Below are 14,924 nucleotides of genomic sequence, written 5' to 3' on the forward strand. Positions count from 1 at the left end.
TGTTATCTCCCAAAGCATGGAAGTTATTGTGGTTAAAGAGAATAAAAACACCATTGCCTGAAACTGCTCCAAATATGTCATGGGCGTATCAGGAACTGGCAAAGTTAGGAGGCTGGAAAGATACCAAGCGCACAGGGCGTGCATCTGTGAAAGTGTTATGGCAAGGATGGCTTAAGTTACAAGCCATCCTGGAAGGCTACGATTTAGCAAAATCTCTTGAGTCAGACTTGTGATCAAGAGACAGCTTTTCAGTGCCTTTTTTATTTTTTAGTTAAAAAGCATTAGCTTAATTATTCATCATCTTCAACAAGCGTCATTAGTGATGTGTTACCACCTGATGCTGTTGTATCAATACTGATTGTTTTTTCAGTAATAAGACGTTTGATTAATGTATCGTAATACTCAGAGCTAATTACTGGTAAAATAGCACCTTTACGCTGTGCAAGCTGTTGACTAAAGTAGCCCAAGCGAGACGAGCGAGCAGCAACTACCGCACCGGCTAAATGAGGGTGCGCCAAAATAGCTTGTAACTGGTTAGGTTTAGCTACTTGGAAAACGCCTTCTGCAACACCTGTAGAGATAAATTTATCTTTAAAGGCAACGGCTTCATCATAAAACAGCTCAGACGCTACAGTAATTACCGTATTACCTGCGGCAATAGCAGTGATGATAGACAATGCCCAGAAGTTAAATGATGTGCTCTTATCTGCATAACACACTACACAACCACGCGCTTCTAGATGAAGTGTATTAGACTCACCCGTTGGCCCTGGCAGGGTAGTAAATTTACGCATGTGCTTTTCAAGGCGGTTAAGCTGTGCACGAGCTTCTGATAATGTTAATGCTAAATCGTCTGCTAAATCGTCGATAATTTCTACCGTCGCGATTTTAGCAAGCAACTGACGCACAGCCGAAACACGGTCGTTTAGTGGTGTTGCACGCCAGATTTTTTCATCGCGCATTGAGTTAGCCATTAGCTTTTTAACTTGCTCATTTGCACCGCTGTAGTGGTGTAAATCAAGCTCATCTGGCGTCAGGTTTGTCATTTGCACGTTATCTGGTGATGCCTTTTCTTTTACTAAACGTTGAAGGTAGTTAGGGCCACCGGCTTTAGGGCCAGTACCTGATAAACCACGGCCACCAAATGGTTGCACACCAACAATAGCACCAATCATGTTTCGGTTAATGTAAACATTACCTGCACGTGACATTTTAGCAAGGTACTCACAGCGCTCTTCAATGCGTGAATGTACACCCATTGTTAAGCCATAACCTGTGTTATTAATTTGATCCATCACATCATCAAGTTCGCTCGATTTAAAGCGAACAATATGAACACATGGGCCAAATACTTCACGCTTAAGTACTGATAAATCTTTGATTTCGTATAAACGAGGTGCAAAAAAGTATGCGCCATTTTGAGTGTTATCCGGGATTTTACACTCGTAATGAAGTATAGAATTACCTTTTAAGTACTCAACGTGCTCGTTTAAGTTTTTAAGTGCTTTTTCATCAATTACCGGACCAACATCAGTTGATAGTAACGATGGGTCGCCAATGTGTAGCTCAGCTAGCGCACCTTTAAGCATTTCAATAATGCCATCTGCTACGTCATCTTGAATGAATAAAACACGAAGAGCAGAACAACGTTGCCCAGCACTTTGAAAACCAGAACTGATCACATCGTCAACTACTTGCTCAGGAAGCGCCGTTGAGTCAACAATCATACAGTTTTGGCCACCTGTTTCTGCAATTAACGGTACTTGAATATCGTTACGTGCAGCAAGTGTTTGAGAAATTAATGTGCCTGTTTCAGTAGAACCTGTAAACATAACCGCTTGAATACGTTCATCAGGAACAATTGTTTTGCCTACTTCAGAACCACGAGCAATAACCGGTTGAACAACATGCTCAGGTAAACCAACAGACAGCATTAGTTCAATAGCACGAAGGGCGATTAAACTTGTTTGCTCAGCAGGCTTTGCAATTACAGTGTTACCTGTAACAATCGCAGCAGCAACTTGGCCTAAGAATATTGCAAGCGGGAAGTTCCACGGGCTGATACATAAAATAACGCCACGGGCTTCAAAACGCTCATCTTGCGATAGCTCCTCAGCGCGCGCCGCGTAGTAACGGCAAAAATCAACCGCTTCACGTACTTCATCAATACCATCTTGCGCTACTTTACCTGCTTCTTTAATACAGATGGCAACAAGTTCGTCGTGATGACGCTCTAATATGTCAGCAACGCGACGCAGTAAGTTAGCTCGCTCTCTTACTGGTGTTTGTGACCATGACTCAAGTGCAGCTTCAGCGTTAGCGAGTAATACTTTCATCTCTTCGCCAGTTTGCAGTTTAACGTGGCCGATGATTTCTTTGTGATTTGCAGGGTTTTTAACTGCAAGTGAGCCTTCAGGTACTTGGCTTTGCTCAATTAAGTGCTCGTTAAACCATGTTTCAAGATTCTCTTTGAAAGGGGTGATAACGTTAATGTCGGTTAAATCCATGCCTTTTGAGTTAGCACGTTCTTCACCGTATAAATCAATTGGCATTTTGATTTGCGTATTGTACTTATTACGCAAGCCTTGCAATGTTTCTACAGGGTCTGGAAGTAATGATTCAACAGGTTTTGTTGTATCTACAATGGCGTTCACAAATGATGAGTTAGCACCATTTTCTAACAAACGACGAACAAGGTACGCAAGGAGGTCTTCGTGTTGACCAACTGGGGCATACACGCGGCATTGAATTTTTTCTTCGTTAACGATTTGGTCGAATAATGACTCACCCATGCCGTGTAAACGTTGGAATTCAAAACCTGTATTGTCGCCTTTGGCTACTTCTAAAATAGTCGCGGCAGTGTAAGCGTTATGTGTAGCAAATTGCGGATAAAGCACATCGCGCGCTTCAAGCATTTTAATAGCACACGCTTTGTAAGAAACGTCTGTTGTTGCTTTACGGGTAAATACTGGGTAGTGATCTAAACCATCTTGCTGTGTGGTTTTGATTTCAGTATCCCAGTATGCGCCTTTTACTAGACGTACCATCATCTTGCGACCAACGCGGGTTGCAAGGTCAGTTAGCCATTCAATTACAAAAATAGCGCGTTTTTGATACGCTTGAACCGCTAAGCCAAATCCTTGCCAATCACCAAGATCTTCATCACTGAATACCGCTTCAATTACATCTAATGAAATATCTAAACGGTCTGCTTCTTCTGCATCAACGGTAAAGCCGATATCGTATTTTTTAGCGGCAAGAGCAAGTTCTTTTAACTTTGGTACAATTTCTTCCATCACACGGTCTTTATGAGTGAACTCATAGCGTGGGTGAATAGCAGAAAGCTTAACTGAAATGCCCGGGCTGTTAATTGGACCACGACCATTAGCCGCTTTACCAATTGAGTGTATAGCATTCATGTAGCTGTCAAAGTAACGCTTCGCATCTTTCATTGTGCGCGCGCCTTCGCCTAGCATATCGTAAGAATATACGTAACCTTTTTGCTCTGTTTCGGCAGCACGTTCAATTGCTTCGTCAATGGTACGACCCATTACGAATTGCTTGCCCATAATTTTCATAGCAAAGTTTACAGACTTACGAATAACTGGCTCACCTAAACGACCAATGGTCTTTTTAAGCATGCCGAACTGTTGTTCTTTAGTTTTGTCTGTGTAGTTAACCATTTTACCGGTAACTAATAATCCCCAAGAAGATGCGTTTACAAATAAAGAATCGCTGCTTCCTAAATGAGAGCTCCAATCACCTTTGGCTAACTTGTCACGAATAAGTACATCTTGAGTTGCTTTATCTGGTACGCGAAGCAGCGCTTCGGCCAAACACATTAATACAACGCCTTCTTCACTAGAGAGTGAAAATTCATTTAAAAGCGCATCAACACCGCCTTGCCCATCTTGCTCTTTACGAATGTTCAAAACAATCTGGCGGGCTCTTTCCCAGGCACGACTTCGTGCTTTTACGCCTACTTCTGCAAGCGGTAAAATATGATCAATAACTGCATTTTCATCTATGCGGTAAAAGTCACGGATTCTTTGTCTGATAGGACAAGTAGTAGTTAAATCGCCGTTGAATAACATAAGCAACCCTCAGGATGTTAAGAATTAAAGTAAAATTAATTACCAATAAATTACCAGTGATATTGTGAGTGCATTCTAATTAAAATTCAGCAGAATATGCTGGTTAAATTTCGCGATTTACGATAATTTACAGGGTATAAATTTAACTTATCCGCATAAAATTCTGTTATGACAATTCCAAATAGATTACGCATGCTAGATCGTATTGATTTAGCCATACTAGACGTTCTTCAAAAGAACGGCAGAATTTCTAATGTTAACCTCGCAAAACAGGTTAATTTGAGTGCCAGCCCGTGCCTAGATCGGGTTAAACGATTAGAGCAAGAAGGGTATATTGAAGGCTATTATGCCAAGCTTAGCGAAGCTAAACTTAATCAGAGCTTAGTAGCGCATGTTCAAGTATCGCTTGTTGCTTCAAATACAGCTGTATTTAAAGTATTTAGAGAGCACATATTAAGGATAGAACAAGTAGTCGAATGTGACATGGTTGCTGGTGGTTATGATTACTTATTAAAAATTCGCGTTTCTAATATGGAAGAATATAGACAAGTTCTTGGCGACTTAGTAGATATTCCCGGCGTGGGTACTCATCATACTTATATGGTGATCGAAAAGATTAAAAAGGACGAAGGATTGCTAATCGATATTTAAGCTTTTCTCAAGTAATAAAAAAACCGCAATTGCGGTTTTTTTATTTTAGTAGATAAATGCTATACCAAATAGTTAGTACATCACCTTATACATAATTTATTACGACCTTCCGACTTCGCTCTGTATAAGGCAGTATCCGCCGCGCATATTAATGCCTCAGATGTTCTGTATTGATTATTGTATTCACACGCTAAACCCTGACTTACACTTATTTTTACATTCGCTGGTAAACCGAGATCTCTAAAATTAATGTTGAGTATTTTTTCTTGAATACGTTTAGCAATCATTTGTGCATTTGAAATGTGCGAACGAGGCAGCACAACAGCAAACTCCTCACCACCATAGCGTGCTACTAAACTGTCTTTAGATGGTAAGCACTCTTTAATTGCACGAGCGACTTTTTGAAGGCACTTATCACCTTTTACATGGCCAAAGTTATCGTTAAATAATTTAAAGTAATCAATATCAATAAGTATAAAGCTAAGAGGCTGCTTGTTAACTATGCACTCTTGCCAATTTTTTATGATGGTTTTTTCTAAAGTACAACGATTAGCAATACCAGTGAGGTGATCAAGTCTGGCTACGTTTTCCAGTACTTTATACTTTTTAACGTGCTTTGAAATATCATGCATTATACAAATAAAAAGTGGGGTACTTGAGACTACCGATTCGGGTAAACATGATACAGATAACTCAACATCTAAACAGTTACCATTGTTTTTTCTTATTTTAACTTCTTTCGGACCATGATTGAGTGGTGTTTGATAGTTTTTTTTCCAACTTTCAAACATGTATTTATAGTCATCGCGATACTGTTCTTGTAAACAATCTTGCCATTTTTTACCTATTAATGAATCAGACGTTACATTGAAAAAACGTGCTGCTACGGGATTTACTGATTCAAACACCCCATCTGCATTAACAATAAAAATAGCATCGGCCATGACATTAGTGACATTAATAATTGCGCTTATTTTTTCATTGTTAACGGTATTAGAAATGCTGCTGATTAATGCAGATACAGCGCTGTCGGTGTTGTTTGCTTTGCTATTTTCATTATTGTTAGACATGGTGTTGCTCATTTTTATTGTTAATGAAACTTTATGTCTAGCAGTTTATTCAATTTATCGTTTTTAAACCTTTCGGTAACCTTCTGATTTAAGTTGTTGTTATTTAAGTTTATTTAAAGGTCGTTTTTAAATAAATTACACCGCAATTAATATGCCTGTGCAATTTAAAAATAAGCATTACTAATTAGAGTTCTTTTTCATTCTTAACTTGAGGATCAGCGCTTTCATATTTATTGCCATTACACTCAACGTTAAAGATTAAGCATACAGAGCCATTATTTTCATCTGTGTCGGTAATGATAATTGTGTGGCCGTTGTCACTTACTTTATAGCTGAAGTCTTGGGCGCATGGTTTTTGTGTGTCGTTATCGGTGATAGTAGCGCCAGTAAATACGAAACCATTTTGAATTGTGGCGTCGTCTAAATTGTAGTTGCCAGCGGTTTCAGTTCTTACAACACCACCGCCAGTAGCGGATTCGCCATTTTTTGTATAGCTAAAAATAGCTTCACCGTTGTTAAGTTTAATATTGACTTGAAAGTCGACATTTTCTAGGGTGTTATTCATATCATTTCCTTTATGAGTAATTATAGTTGGAAGTTCGTAATGCCTAATTTAACTAGGCTTGTTTTTATTTCTGATATCTCGTCTTCCCTGTTTAAACAGGTATAAGTTTGTACTAGTGGGTATGTTATTTTTACGCTCTGACTTATTTTTGCAGCTTCAGAAATTGCTTTGATAGCACTTAAGCAAAATTGCTCTCGCTGTTTATTAGTTGTAGCTAAGTTTGCTTTGATTAAGTTTATTCTTGTATATACTAAGTAATCACCAGTTTTAGTTAGGTTGGCTAATTGATGTTTGTAGTTTTCATTATTCTCAAGCTCAGTTAATAACTCCTGCGCTTTGAGTGGTGATTGTCTATTTATAAAATATTGAATCAGTGTAATTTGTGTATTAATAGTGCTGGTATTTTTAAAATTTTGAGATTTTAAAAAATTAATTATTTTTTCAATTGTTGAGTCAGTAGCTTCATCAGTAGATAGCATTAGTGAATGTGCTAAAGAGCGATAATACATAAGCTGAAATTTATTGTTTTTTGGATCTTGTACTAAAGCTTCATTGATAACTTGATTAGCCAAGCTGGCTTTTTTATGGGCCATCCGTTTATCACTCAAATAGCTCAGTAAATAACTTTGTTGCATATATAGGTTTGCTGACGTGTAAAAAAGGCTTGCATCACTAGGGTAGTCAGCAATCAATTTTGTGATTACGCCAACTGCACCTTCCAATATATTAACTGCTTCATTAAAGTTACTTAGCTTCTCTTCTGTTTTTGCAAGCCAACTAATCGTATCGGATTTATCTCGAAGTAAATCTTTGTTATTAGGTTTCAGTTTAAGCGCTTTATTTTTAAGTAAAAGTGACTCTGCAAAGTTCTTTTTTGCAGCGCTGTAGTTGGATTTTTCTATGTATAAAGAACCTAAAGAATTAGATGAATACGATAATTCCATAATGGAGTTAAAATCATTGGCTGCCAGCGCATACATTTTTTTACTGTAAGCGTGGTATTTTTTAAACATTTGCTCAGTAGCTTGATGATCATTTTGATCATAAGCTAATTGACCTAGCCAAAAGGCATTGGCGCCTGCAAGCGTTAGTAGCTCTAAGTTGTTAGGCTGTATTTTTAATAATGCCTCAAGGCGGGTGCGGGCGTTTTCAAAGGCGGTAAAGGCTTCATCGGTTTTACCGCGCGAATAAGCTACTTCACCCATTGCTTCGAGGGTTTGTGCGTACTGAAAACGGTTGTTAAATTGTGCTTTATTATCGCTAAAGCTAAAAAGTGAACTTGAATCGTCAGTTTGATCAGTAAAATACTCAAGTGCTTTATTACTAATACCATCAAGTAAGTCCATACGTTCAACGCTACGTAATTTATCGGCAAAGTCGCCGACCATAAACCCCAGTAAGCTTTCGGCCTCAAGCTGTTTTTTTTGCGCATGTTGTTGGGCTTTAAAACTAGTGAAGCTCATTAATAACGCGGTAAATGTAAGTAAGCACAATAAAGTAACGGTCACCCGTTTTGCTCTTATTTTTGTTTTTGTTTTTTTTACAGAGCTTTTGATAAGAGCATGCTCGTTATCATCTAATTTAAACAGTTTGTCGTTAAGTAATAGCTGCGCTTCTTGTAGCGGTTTACCTGGCGCTAGGAGGTAAGCACTACTTTTACCTTCATCTACCCAATTTTGTGCTTGATGTTGTAAACGACTTTTTATTGCTAAGGCATCTTTATGGTCATTAATCCATTGTTTTGCGCGCGGCCATTGACGTAATAATGCCTCGTGAGCAAGACTAAAACAGGCTTCTTGGTTTTGTAAATGCGATACAAATAAACGGCTATCGACCATGGCTTGCACAAGCTCTTTTTGGCTTGTGTTTGTTAATGTTTGCCAGCGTGCAGCGCGGCTCGTAATGGTTTTACCATCTGGGTTTAAAGTGATCAGTTGTGATAATACGCTTTTTAGTTGCTGCTGTTGCTCATTACTAAGGTCAATAAATATATCTTCTGCTTTTTTGCCTATGGCGCCCTCAATACCCCCGAGTTTTTTGTAAACACTGTGCAGTAGCTCGTTATTATCACTGCGCTGTAAGTACAGCTCTTGCAATGTGTATTGCAGCATGGGCAATGCATCGGGGTTATTGGCGGTATCGGCGCACAATATTTCATCCAGTGGTGTTTGAGTTTGTGGGTCATTGGAGAACGTTAAATTAGCGGTTAACGCTGGCAGGCGAATAATTTGTTGGAGTTCTTAGCGGTTTGGCGGTGTTAAATCGTAGTGCGCGCCATGAGCTTTGCCTGCCATTAAACTTGGTTGTTCAACCACTAAAGGGTAAAAGTCGTTACGACACGCACTAAATACAATCACAGCTTTAGAGATTGCTAAGCGTTCAATAACCGATAAAAAATGGCTGCGTGTTTCGCTACTAAATATAGGAGAAGAAAGCAGTACTTCTAAGCGGTCAATAAATAAAAATAACTGGGGTGTTTTAAGTTGTGTAGAGGCTTTACTAAGTGCAGCTTGTATGGCGTTAATTACGCCATCTATTGCCAATTCTAGTTGCTCTGCAAGTGTTTGCGCGCTTAATCCTTCAAACACAGGCTGGGCGTTTATATCCCAATCAAGTAATGCAGAAGCTAAGTCTAGAAAAAGTCTATTTTTATGCACATCTGCAAAGTCGATCTGGGTGTAGGAAATAACCTCGATGCTATTATAGCCTCGCTCATCTAGCAGTTTTGGTAAAATTCCAGCATTAACAAGCGAGGATTTACCTGTACCACTAGGGCCAAGTATTAAGCAAAAAGCACGACCGTAATTTACCTGGCTAGATATCCTTTCCAGCAGGGTAGCTATAGATTGGGTACGGCCAAAAAAAACGTGGGTATCATTTGGGTTATATGCACGCAGGCCTAAGAAAGGGGATCCTCCCTGCCATGTACTTTTAGTGCTTGGGATAGGATCTGCTAACGGAAAAGATAATTTTGCAATAATGCGGTAGCCACGTTTACGGATAGTTTCAATATAATGTGGTTCATTGGCTTTATCACCGAGCGCTTTTCTTAGTTGAGTGATAGTTTTATGTAATGGATTATCGCCAATATCAGTATTTTTCCAGCATTTATTGAGCAATTCATCGCTGCTTACAATGTCGCCATTTTGTTGACACAAATGCAATAAAACTTCCATCGCTTTGGGCTCTAACTGTTTGGCTTTACCAGTGAGTTGAATTGAGTTAGTTGAAGGTGTTACTTGCCAATCGCCTAGGTAGAAGGGGTTGCGCATCATCATTACTCATTATTGTTTTTTATTATTAAAATTAAGTGCGTATTGATATTTATTAACACTATTTATATGGCAAATAAATCTATAACACAACTATTTGAGTTTATTCTGAGCAGAGGGGGGGAGTAAAGGATGAGCTTGCAGATATGCAAGCTCAAAATAAAAATAAATTAGCTTTCTAGGTCGGCTTTGTTAATTGTAATGACGCGTTGAGGGAATGGAATTTCAATATCAGCGTTATTAATTGCTTTATAAACACCACCGTTAATAGCCAGTTTGGTTTCGATAATTTTAGTAGTAGGCACCCAATATCGGTAGCTTATTGTAACACCGCTATCGGCGAAGCGTTCAATACCCACTTGTGATAACGGATTTTGTGCGACTAATTCATGTGCTTTAAGTACGTCTTCAATGAGGCTAATCGCGTTATCAGAGCATGCACTATAAGCTATATCTATTTCACCTTTGACCAATGAGTAACTAAATGAGTTGTGAAGTATTTCACCCACTATGTGCTTATTTGGAATGGTGATTTCTACTTTTTCTTCATTGATTAAAATAGTGTAGCCAAGCTCAATTGTTTTAACTTGGCCGCTTACATTTTTAACTTCAATAGTATCACCAACAACAAAAGGTCGAGTGGCTATAATGGCAAGGCCTGCACCATAATTAGAAAGCATTCCTTGCAGCGCTAAACCAGCACCTAAAGATGCAGCACCAATGGCTGCTACAAATGGCGTAACGCTGATACCTATTTTGCCAAGTGCAATAATTATAACCATTACAATTAGCAGTACTTTTACCACGCTACTGACAAAGTTTGTGAGCGTAATATCAACGTTATGGCGGGTCATTAACGCGGCTACAAATTTGGCAAGCTTTTGTGCTATCCACAAACCAATGAGGACGATAAAAATAGCGCCAACAATTTGCATACTGTAGGTAACCATATACTCAGTAAGCATGGTGTAATATTTTTCAAACTGTTCGATTTCAGAACTGATCATAAAGCGCTCTATGTTAGGGCTATGTTGTATTTTTCCAACTATAGCAAAATGTTGACTAAAAATGGATATAACAGCGGCACTATAATCGCTGTTAATAAAGCACTTAGTGCCATTGCAACTGATGAGTAAGCGCCTACTTTTGGATGCTCAGCAATAGCAGCAGCGGTCCCAATTGCATGGCAAGCTGTGCCCATGGCAACGCCTTGAGATTCGTGATTAAAAATATTAATGAGTTTAAAAAGCATAAAACCAAATAAAGCGCCTAGTAAACCAATAAAAATAACTAAAGCCGCAGCAAGTGAGCTAATCCCTCCTAACGAGTCGGTAACAATTAAAGATATTGGGGTCGTCACACTGAGTGCGGCAACAGATGCACTTAGCTGCGCTGGCGAATTAAATAATATGCTTAGCAAAAATGCCACAACGGTTGCGTTAACAATACCTAAGCTACATGTTGCGACTATGAGTAATAGATTTTTTCGTACGTGTGTAAACTGCTGATATAAAGGAAGCGCTAGAGCCACAATTGCGGGCTCTAATAACCAGCTTAGTAATTTGCTGTGCGTGGCAAATTGCGTATAAGGCAAATTTAGATTAACGAGTAATAAAGCAATAATACTAATACTTAAAAATACGGGGTTGGTGAGCGATTTAAATACGCTGCTTTTTATACTTTGGTTTACGGCCCTTAGCGCTAAAAATAATACAATAATGAAAGGAATACTTAGCCACCATAAATTAGGCTGTAGCTCTGAAATAGCGGAAAAAGTAAAATTAGTCATTATTTTCTCTTCCCTTAAAGTACGCAATTACACTGCTAACAAGCAATAAGGTAGTTATAGGGACAAGCACCACAACTGATGCTAAAAATGCCCAGTGCGATTTTATAAGGCCGAGATGCTCAATAAATCCCACGCCAGCTGGAATGAAAAAGATAGGCATAATATTTAAAATAGGGGAGGCGCATGGTTTTACATGTTGCTCTTTTACAATACCCGATAAGAGTAAAACTAATAAAATAACCATAGCGAGTAGCGGTGCAGGAAAGCTTCCACCAATAAAGTGCATAATGAGTTTAGCGCAGGCTAAACATAGTAATATAATAGCGCTACTGAGCAGATATTTCATCAAAGTGGCTCACAGAAAAGATAAGAGCTTAACTTTAACAAATCAAACTCTTTTATGCATTGTGCAATAGTCTACCAATGCTTTGTATTTGCGTAGGTTATATCCGCTTTTCCTTTTGCTTTAGCAATTGCTTTTTTAGTGTTTGGGTTTAGCAGTAAGCGAATTTGGCTGAAAGTTTCTTTAGCGAGTATTTTTCGTTGGTTTGGTTTATAGCTAAGTTGTGTAACACGTTTAATAGCAGCAAGCGTATCGGGTGAGCGCTCAAGTAATGTATTGAGCATGTTTTGCGTGGCTTGTTGAGTATCATCGGTAAGCTGAGTAACTAAACCTAGCTCATTTGCTTGTTGTGCTGTGATTGGGTTTGCGTGGCTTGCAAGCCAAAGTGCTTGGTCACGCTTAACTAAACCGCTCATCATTACATTTGCGCCCATATCGGGGCACAAGCCCCAACGCGCTTCCATAATGGCAAGCTTGGCATCAATATGAACAATCCTGTAATCAGCACCCAGCGCTATTTGTAATCCTCCCCCTAAACAGTTGCCATCAATTTGTGCAATAACAGGCACGCTCAGTGACTGCCAGCCTAATACTACTTTTTGCGCTAAATTTTGATTGCCAGGTAACCATTTAAGCAATAATTTTATAATATTCAATGGTGCCGCCATTACGGCTGATATATCAAGCCCTGCACAAAAATGCTCGCCATCGCCTTTTATTACTACAGCACGAATACTGCGATCTCTTTTTATGTTTTTAATGGCTTTGTTTAGCTCTACAAACATTTCAAAGCTTAATGCGTTTTGTTTTTTTGCTCTGCTAAGCGTGACGGTTGCAATGCCATTTTGTTTTTCTAGTTTTATCATTACACACTCCTCTGACCTGTTAGTTGAGCTTATGTTGTTATAAGAATTAAGTAAAGTGACAGTATTTTTTAAATAAATGGAATTTATTGCTAAAGCTGTAGTCTTAAAGGGTTAGATTTAGATGAGAAAAAGCTAAACAATTAGAACTTGAGATAATAAAATTTTTTACGTTGTTATTTTAAGCTTAAATTAAAAAAGTAATCTTGATATTCAATGGGTTAGTTAAATTGTTATTTATTGTTTGAGCTGCATGCTGAATAAAGCATGACTCAGTTACAAAAAAGTCAGTGTTTTACGCTTTTTTTTATCAAAATGATGATGAGATTTGATAATATAGCGCAACTTAAAAGCTTAAGGTTAAGCACATATGTCGGGTCCACGTTTATATACGGTAGAAGAAGCTACTCACCAAGCTTATGATATTTTTTTAGAGCTAGCGCCAAATAACTTGAGTGATAAAGATGTTGAAGACTTTAATGAGTTTAGAGAAGACCTAGGCTTTATTGAAGAAGACGAGCCAGACGATCAGTGGCAAGATTTTGTTGCCCTTGAGATAGAGCCAGAGCACTTTATTCAGGTGCTAGTTGGTTTAGAATTTGAAAATGATGATGTTTTGTTTGCTAAAATTTTGATTAGTCGTGATAAAGATGCTCCGTTTTGTCATATTTTATGGAAAGAGAGTGAATAAGCAATACCGCTTATTTTTATAATTGTGTGCAGAGAGAGTGTTGTGCGTAAGTATTTATTTTTAATTTTTTTAATAATTAGCTGCCCAAGTTGGGCTGTTGATCCATTTGAAGATTTTCATGAATATGGCAAGCTCTCTGATGAAGAAATTCATGAGTTACACAAAGGTGATATGCTTTACGGTGATACTGAATTTGGTTTTATTCTAAGTAAAGGTAACACCAATTCGACCAGTTTTAAGCTCAAAGGTAATTTATACCAAGATTTTGAAAAGTGGCGTAATCAATTTAAAATAGACTCTCTTTATAAGCGTGATGAAAACGATGAAAGCGGTGGCACTGATGTTACTGCTAATCGTATTTTTGTATCAGCGCAAGGTAACTATAAAGTAGGTGTTAAAAACTCCTCATTTTTTATTTACGGTGATTACGAAGAAGATGAGTTTAGTGGACTTGATTTTAAAAGCACGGTGGCGACAGGCTATGGTGCGCGTGTATATCAAGGCTCTAAAAACAAAGTAGATATTGATATAGGACCTGGTTTATACCGTTCAGTCGCCGATGAAGATTCGGATGTGAGCGAAGATGAAATTGATAAAACCGGTTATTTAGTACGTGTTGCAATGCAGTGGGAACGTTTGGTCTCTAAGCGTACTCGTTTTAATCAAGATGTGAGTATAGAGCAGTCGCTTTCAGGTCTTAATTCTCGCTTAAAATCGGAAACCGCACTGATAAGCCAAGTGATTGGCGCGGTATCACTCAAATTTACCTACATGTATCGTTATAATTCAAAACCCGAAGATGATAAACTCAAGTTTGACTCAGAGCTGAGTGCTACATTGGTATACAGCTTTTAAGTATTTATTTAATTTAGAGAATATTATGTATCAGCATAAACAGTATGCGGTGTTTATCTTTTTTGTATTAGCGTGGATAGGCGGTTTTGTGGCGCTTGCGTGGAACTTGTTAGGCGCTGATGGACCTTTAATAATATTTACTGGGATTTTAGTGCTGGTGGGCTTTTTGTTCCATGGCCTAACAGTAAAAGTAGATGATAAAAATATTAGCTGGGCGTTTGGTCCAGGCGTTGCTGGGCAAAGTATTGAGCTTAGCGAAGTAGTAGAAGCAAAAGCAGTTCAAAACTCTTACAGGCACGGTATTGGTATGCGAATTACTCATGATGGTTGGGTATATACAGTATCTGGCTTTAGTGCAATACAGTTAACGCTCAAAGATGGCACCTTGTATAGAGTTGGTACAAACGATCAAAAAGGTTTACTAGCTGCTTTAAAAGAAAAAAACGTATCTATTGCGCTGCCTAGTAAGCCAAAAGCTGAAACGGTTAAGCGTAACAATATGATATAAAAAAAGCGCCTAAGGCTAACACCATTCAGTTAAGCATGCTTTGACTTAATGGTGTACCGAGTTTTTGAAATTCGAACGGTCCTACTTTTGGGCCGTTTTCTTTTTTCTGGAAGAATATAACGTTTCACTCGTTCTCGCATTGCCCTTAATTTCTTTGGAATTGAACCTGGCGAAGCGATGGCACACCAGAGTATTTCATCCTGTATATCCCGCAAAGCCATGA

General features: G+C 38.5%; 11 protein-coding genes and 3 pseudogenes. 5 read left to right on the plus strand and 9 right to left on the minus strand.

Annotated elements, in window-relative coordinates; translation table 11 throughout:
- Positions 1-233, plus strand: a pseudogene (locus QL998_RS18950) (IS4 family transposase); the annotation flags it as partial.
- 57 nt (positions 234-290) lie between these two features.
- Here QL998_RS18950 and putA read toward each other — a convergent pair.
- Entirely contained in the window at positions 291-4,094 is a 3,804-nt protein-coding gene (putA, locus tag QL998_RS18955; RefSeq protein WP_290193283.1) for a bifunctional proline dehydrogenase/L-glutamate gamma-semialdehyde dehydrogenase PutA, read from the minus strand.
- Between the two features lie 168 nt (positions 4,095-4,262).
- Between putA and QL998_RS18960 the strand changes: the two genes are divergently transcribed.
- Positions 4,263-4,745: a winged helix-turn-helix transcriptional regulator gene (locus QL998_RS18960; protein ID WP_024596882.1), complete on the plus strand. Its 483-nt coding sequence runs from the start codon at positions 4,263-4,265 to the stop codon at positions 4,743-4,745.
- An 80-nt stretch (positions 4,746-4,825) separates the two neighbouring features.
- On the opposite strand, the gene QL998_RS18965 is transcribed toward QL998_RS18960, so the two are convergent.
- The 7 genes and pseudogenes from QL998_RS18965 to QL998_RS18995 form a co-directional block, all read right to left on the minus strand.
- The gene (locus tag QL998_RS18965; RefSeq protein ID WP_290193284.1) at positions 4,826-5,815 is read right to left on the minus strand and encodes a sensor domain-containing diguanylate cyclase; all 990 of its coding nucleotides are present in this window, start codon (positions 5,813-5,815) and stop codon (positions 4,826-4,828) included.
- A gap of 184 nt (positions 5,816-5,999) precedes the next feature.
- On the minus strand, positions 6,000-6,380 hold the full coding sequence (locus QL998_RS18970; protein ID WP_197099279.1) for a DP-EP family protein: 381 nt from the start codon (positions 6,378-6,380) through the stop codon (positions 6,000-6,002).
- Positions 6,381-6,400: 20 nt separating this feature from the next.
- Positions 6,401-9,655: pseudogene (locus tag QL998_RS18975) on the minus strand (winged helix-turn-helix domain-containing protein).
- 167 nt (positions 9,656-9,822) lie between these two features.
- Positions 9,823-10,659 (minus strand): mechanosensitive ion channel family protein, encoded by an 837-nt coding sequence (locus QL998_RS18980; protein ID WP_002958733.1) that lies wholly within the window; start codon positions 10,657-10,659, stop codon positions 9,823-9,825.
- 38 nt (positions 10,660-10,697) lie between these two features.
- Positions 10,698-11,441 (minus strand): LrgB family protein, encoded by a 744-nt coding sequence (locus tag QL998_RS18985; protein WP_024604711.1) that lies wholly within the window; start codon positions 11,439-11,441, stop codon positions 10,698-10,700.
- Positions 11,434-11,787 (minus strand): CidA/LrgA family protein, encoded by a 354-nt coding sequence (locus QL998_RS18990; RefSeq protein ID WP_010553207.1) that lies wholly within the window; start codon positions 11,785-11,787, stop codon positions 11,434-11,436. The genes QL998_RS18985 and QL998_RS18990 overlap by 8 nt, the downstream gene beginning before the upstream one ends.
- A gap of 71 nt (positions 11,788-11,858) precedes the next feature.
- The gene (locus tag QL998_RS18995) at positions 11,859-12,650 is read right to left on the minus strand and encodes a crotonase/enoyl-CoA hydratase family protein (protein ID WP_024603617.1); all 792 of its coding nucleotides are present in this window, start codon (positions 12,648-12,650) and stop codon (positions 11,859-11,861) included.
- A gap of 367 nt (positions 12,651-13,017) precedes the next feature.
- Between QL998_RS18995 and QL998_RS19000 the strand changes: the two genes are divergently transcribed.
- Genes QL998_RS19000 through QL998_RS19010 form a run of 3 tightly spaced genes read left to right on the plus strand, consistent with a single transcriptional unit; the run spans position 13,018 to position 14,701 of the window.
- Positions 13,018-13,338: an HI1450 family dsDNA-mimic protein gene (locus QL998_RS19000; RefSeq protein ID WP_002958729.1), complete on the plus strand. Its 321-nt coding sequence runs from the start codon at positions 13,018-13,020 to the stop codon at positions 13,336-13,338.
- A 42-nt stretch (positions 13,339-13,380) separates the two neighbouring features.
- Positions 13,381-14,193 carry a DUF481 domain-containing protein gene (locus tag QL998_RS19005; protein ID WP_024597159.1) on the plus strand — a complete coding sequence of 271 codons (813 nt, stop codon included), beginning with the start codon at positions 13,381-13,383 and terminating at the stop codon, positions 14,191-14,193.
- Positions 14,194-14,218: 25 nt separating this feature from the next.
- The gene (locus QL998_RS19010; protein WP_165723566.1) at positions 14,219-14,701 is read left to right on the plus strand and encodes a hypothetical protein; all 483 of its coding nucleotides are present in this window, start codon (positions 14,219-14,221) and stop codon (positions 14,699-14,701) included.
- A 29-nt stretch (positions 14,702-14,730) separates the two neighbouring features.
- On the opposite strand, the pseudogene QL998_RS19015 reads toward QL998_RS19010, so the two are convergent.
- Positions 14,731-14,924, minus strand: a pseudogene (locus tag QL998_RS19015) (IS4 family transposase); the annotation flags it as partial.

The organism is Pseudoalteromonas sp. APC 3691, assembly GCF_030408135.1.
Lineage (GTDB): Bacteria > Pseudomonadota > Gammaproteobacteria > Enterobacterales > Alteromonadaceae > Pseudoalteromonas.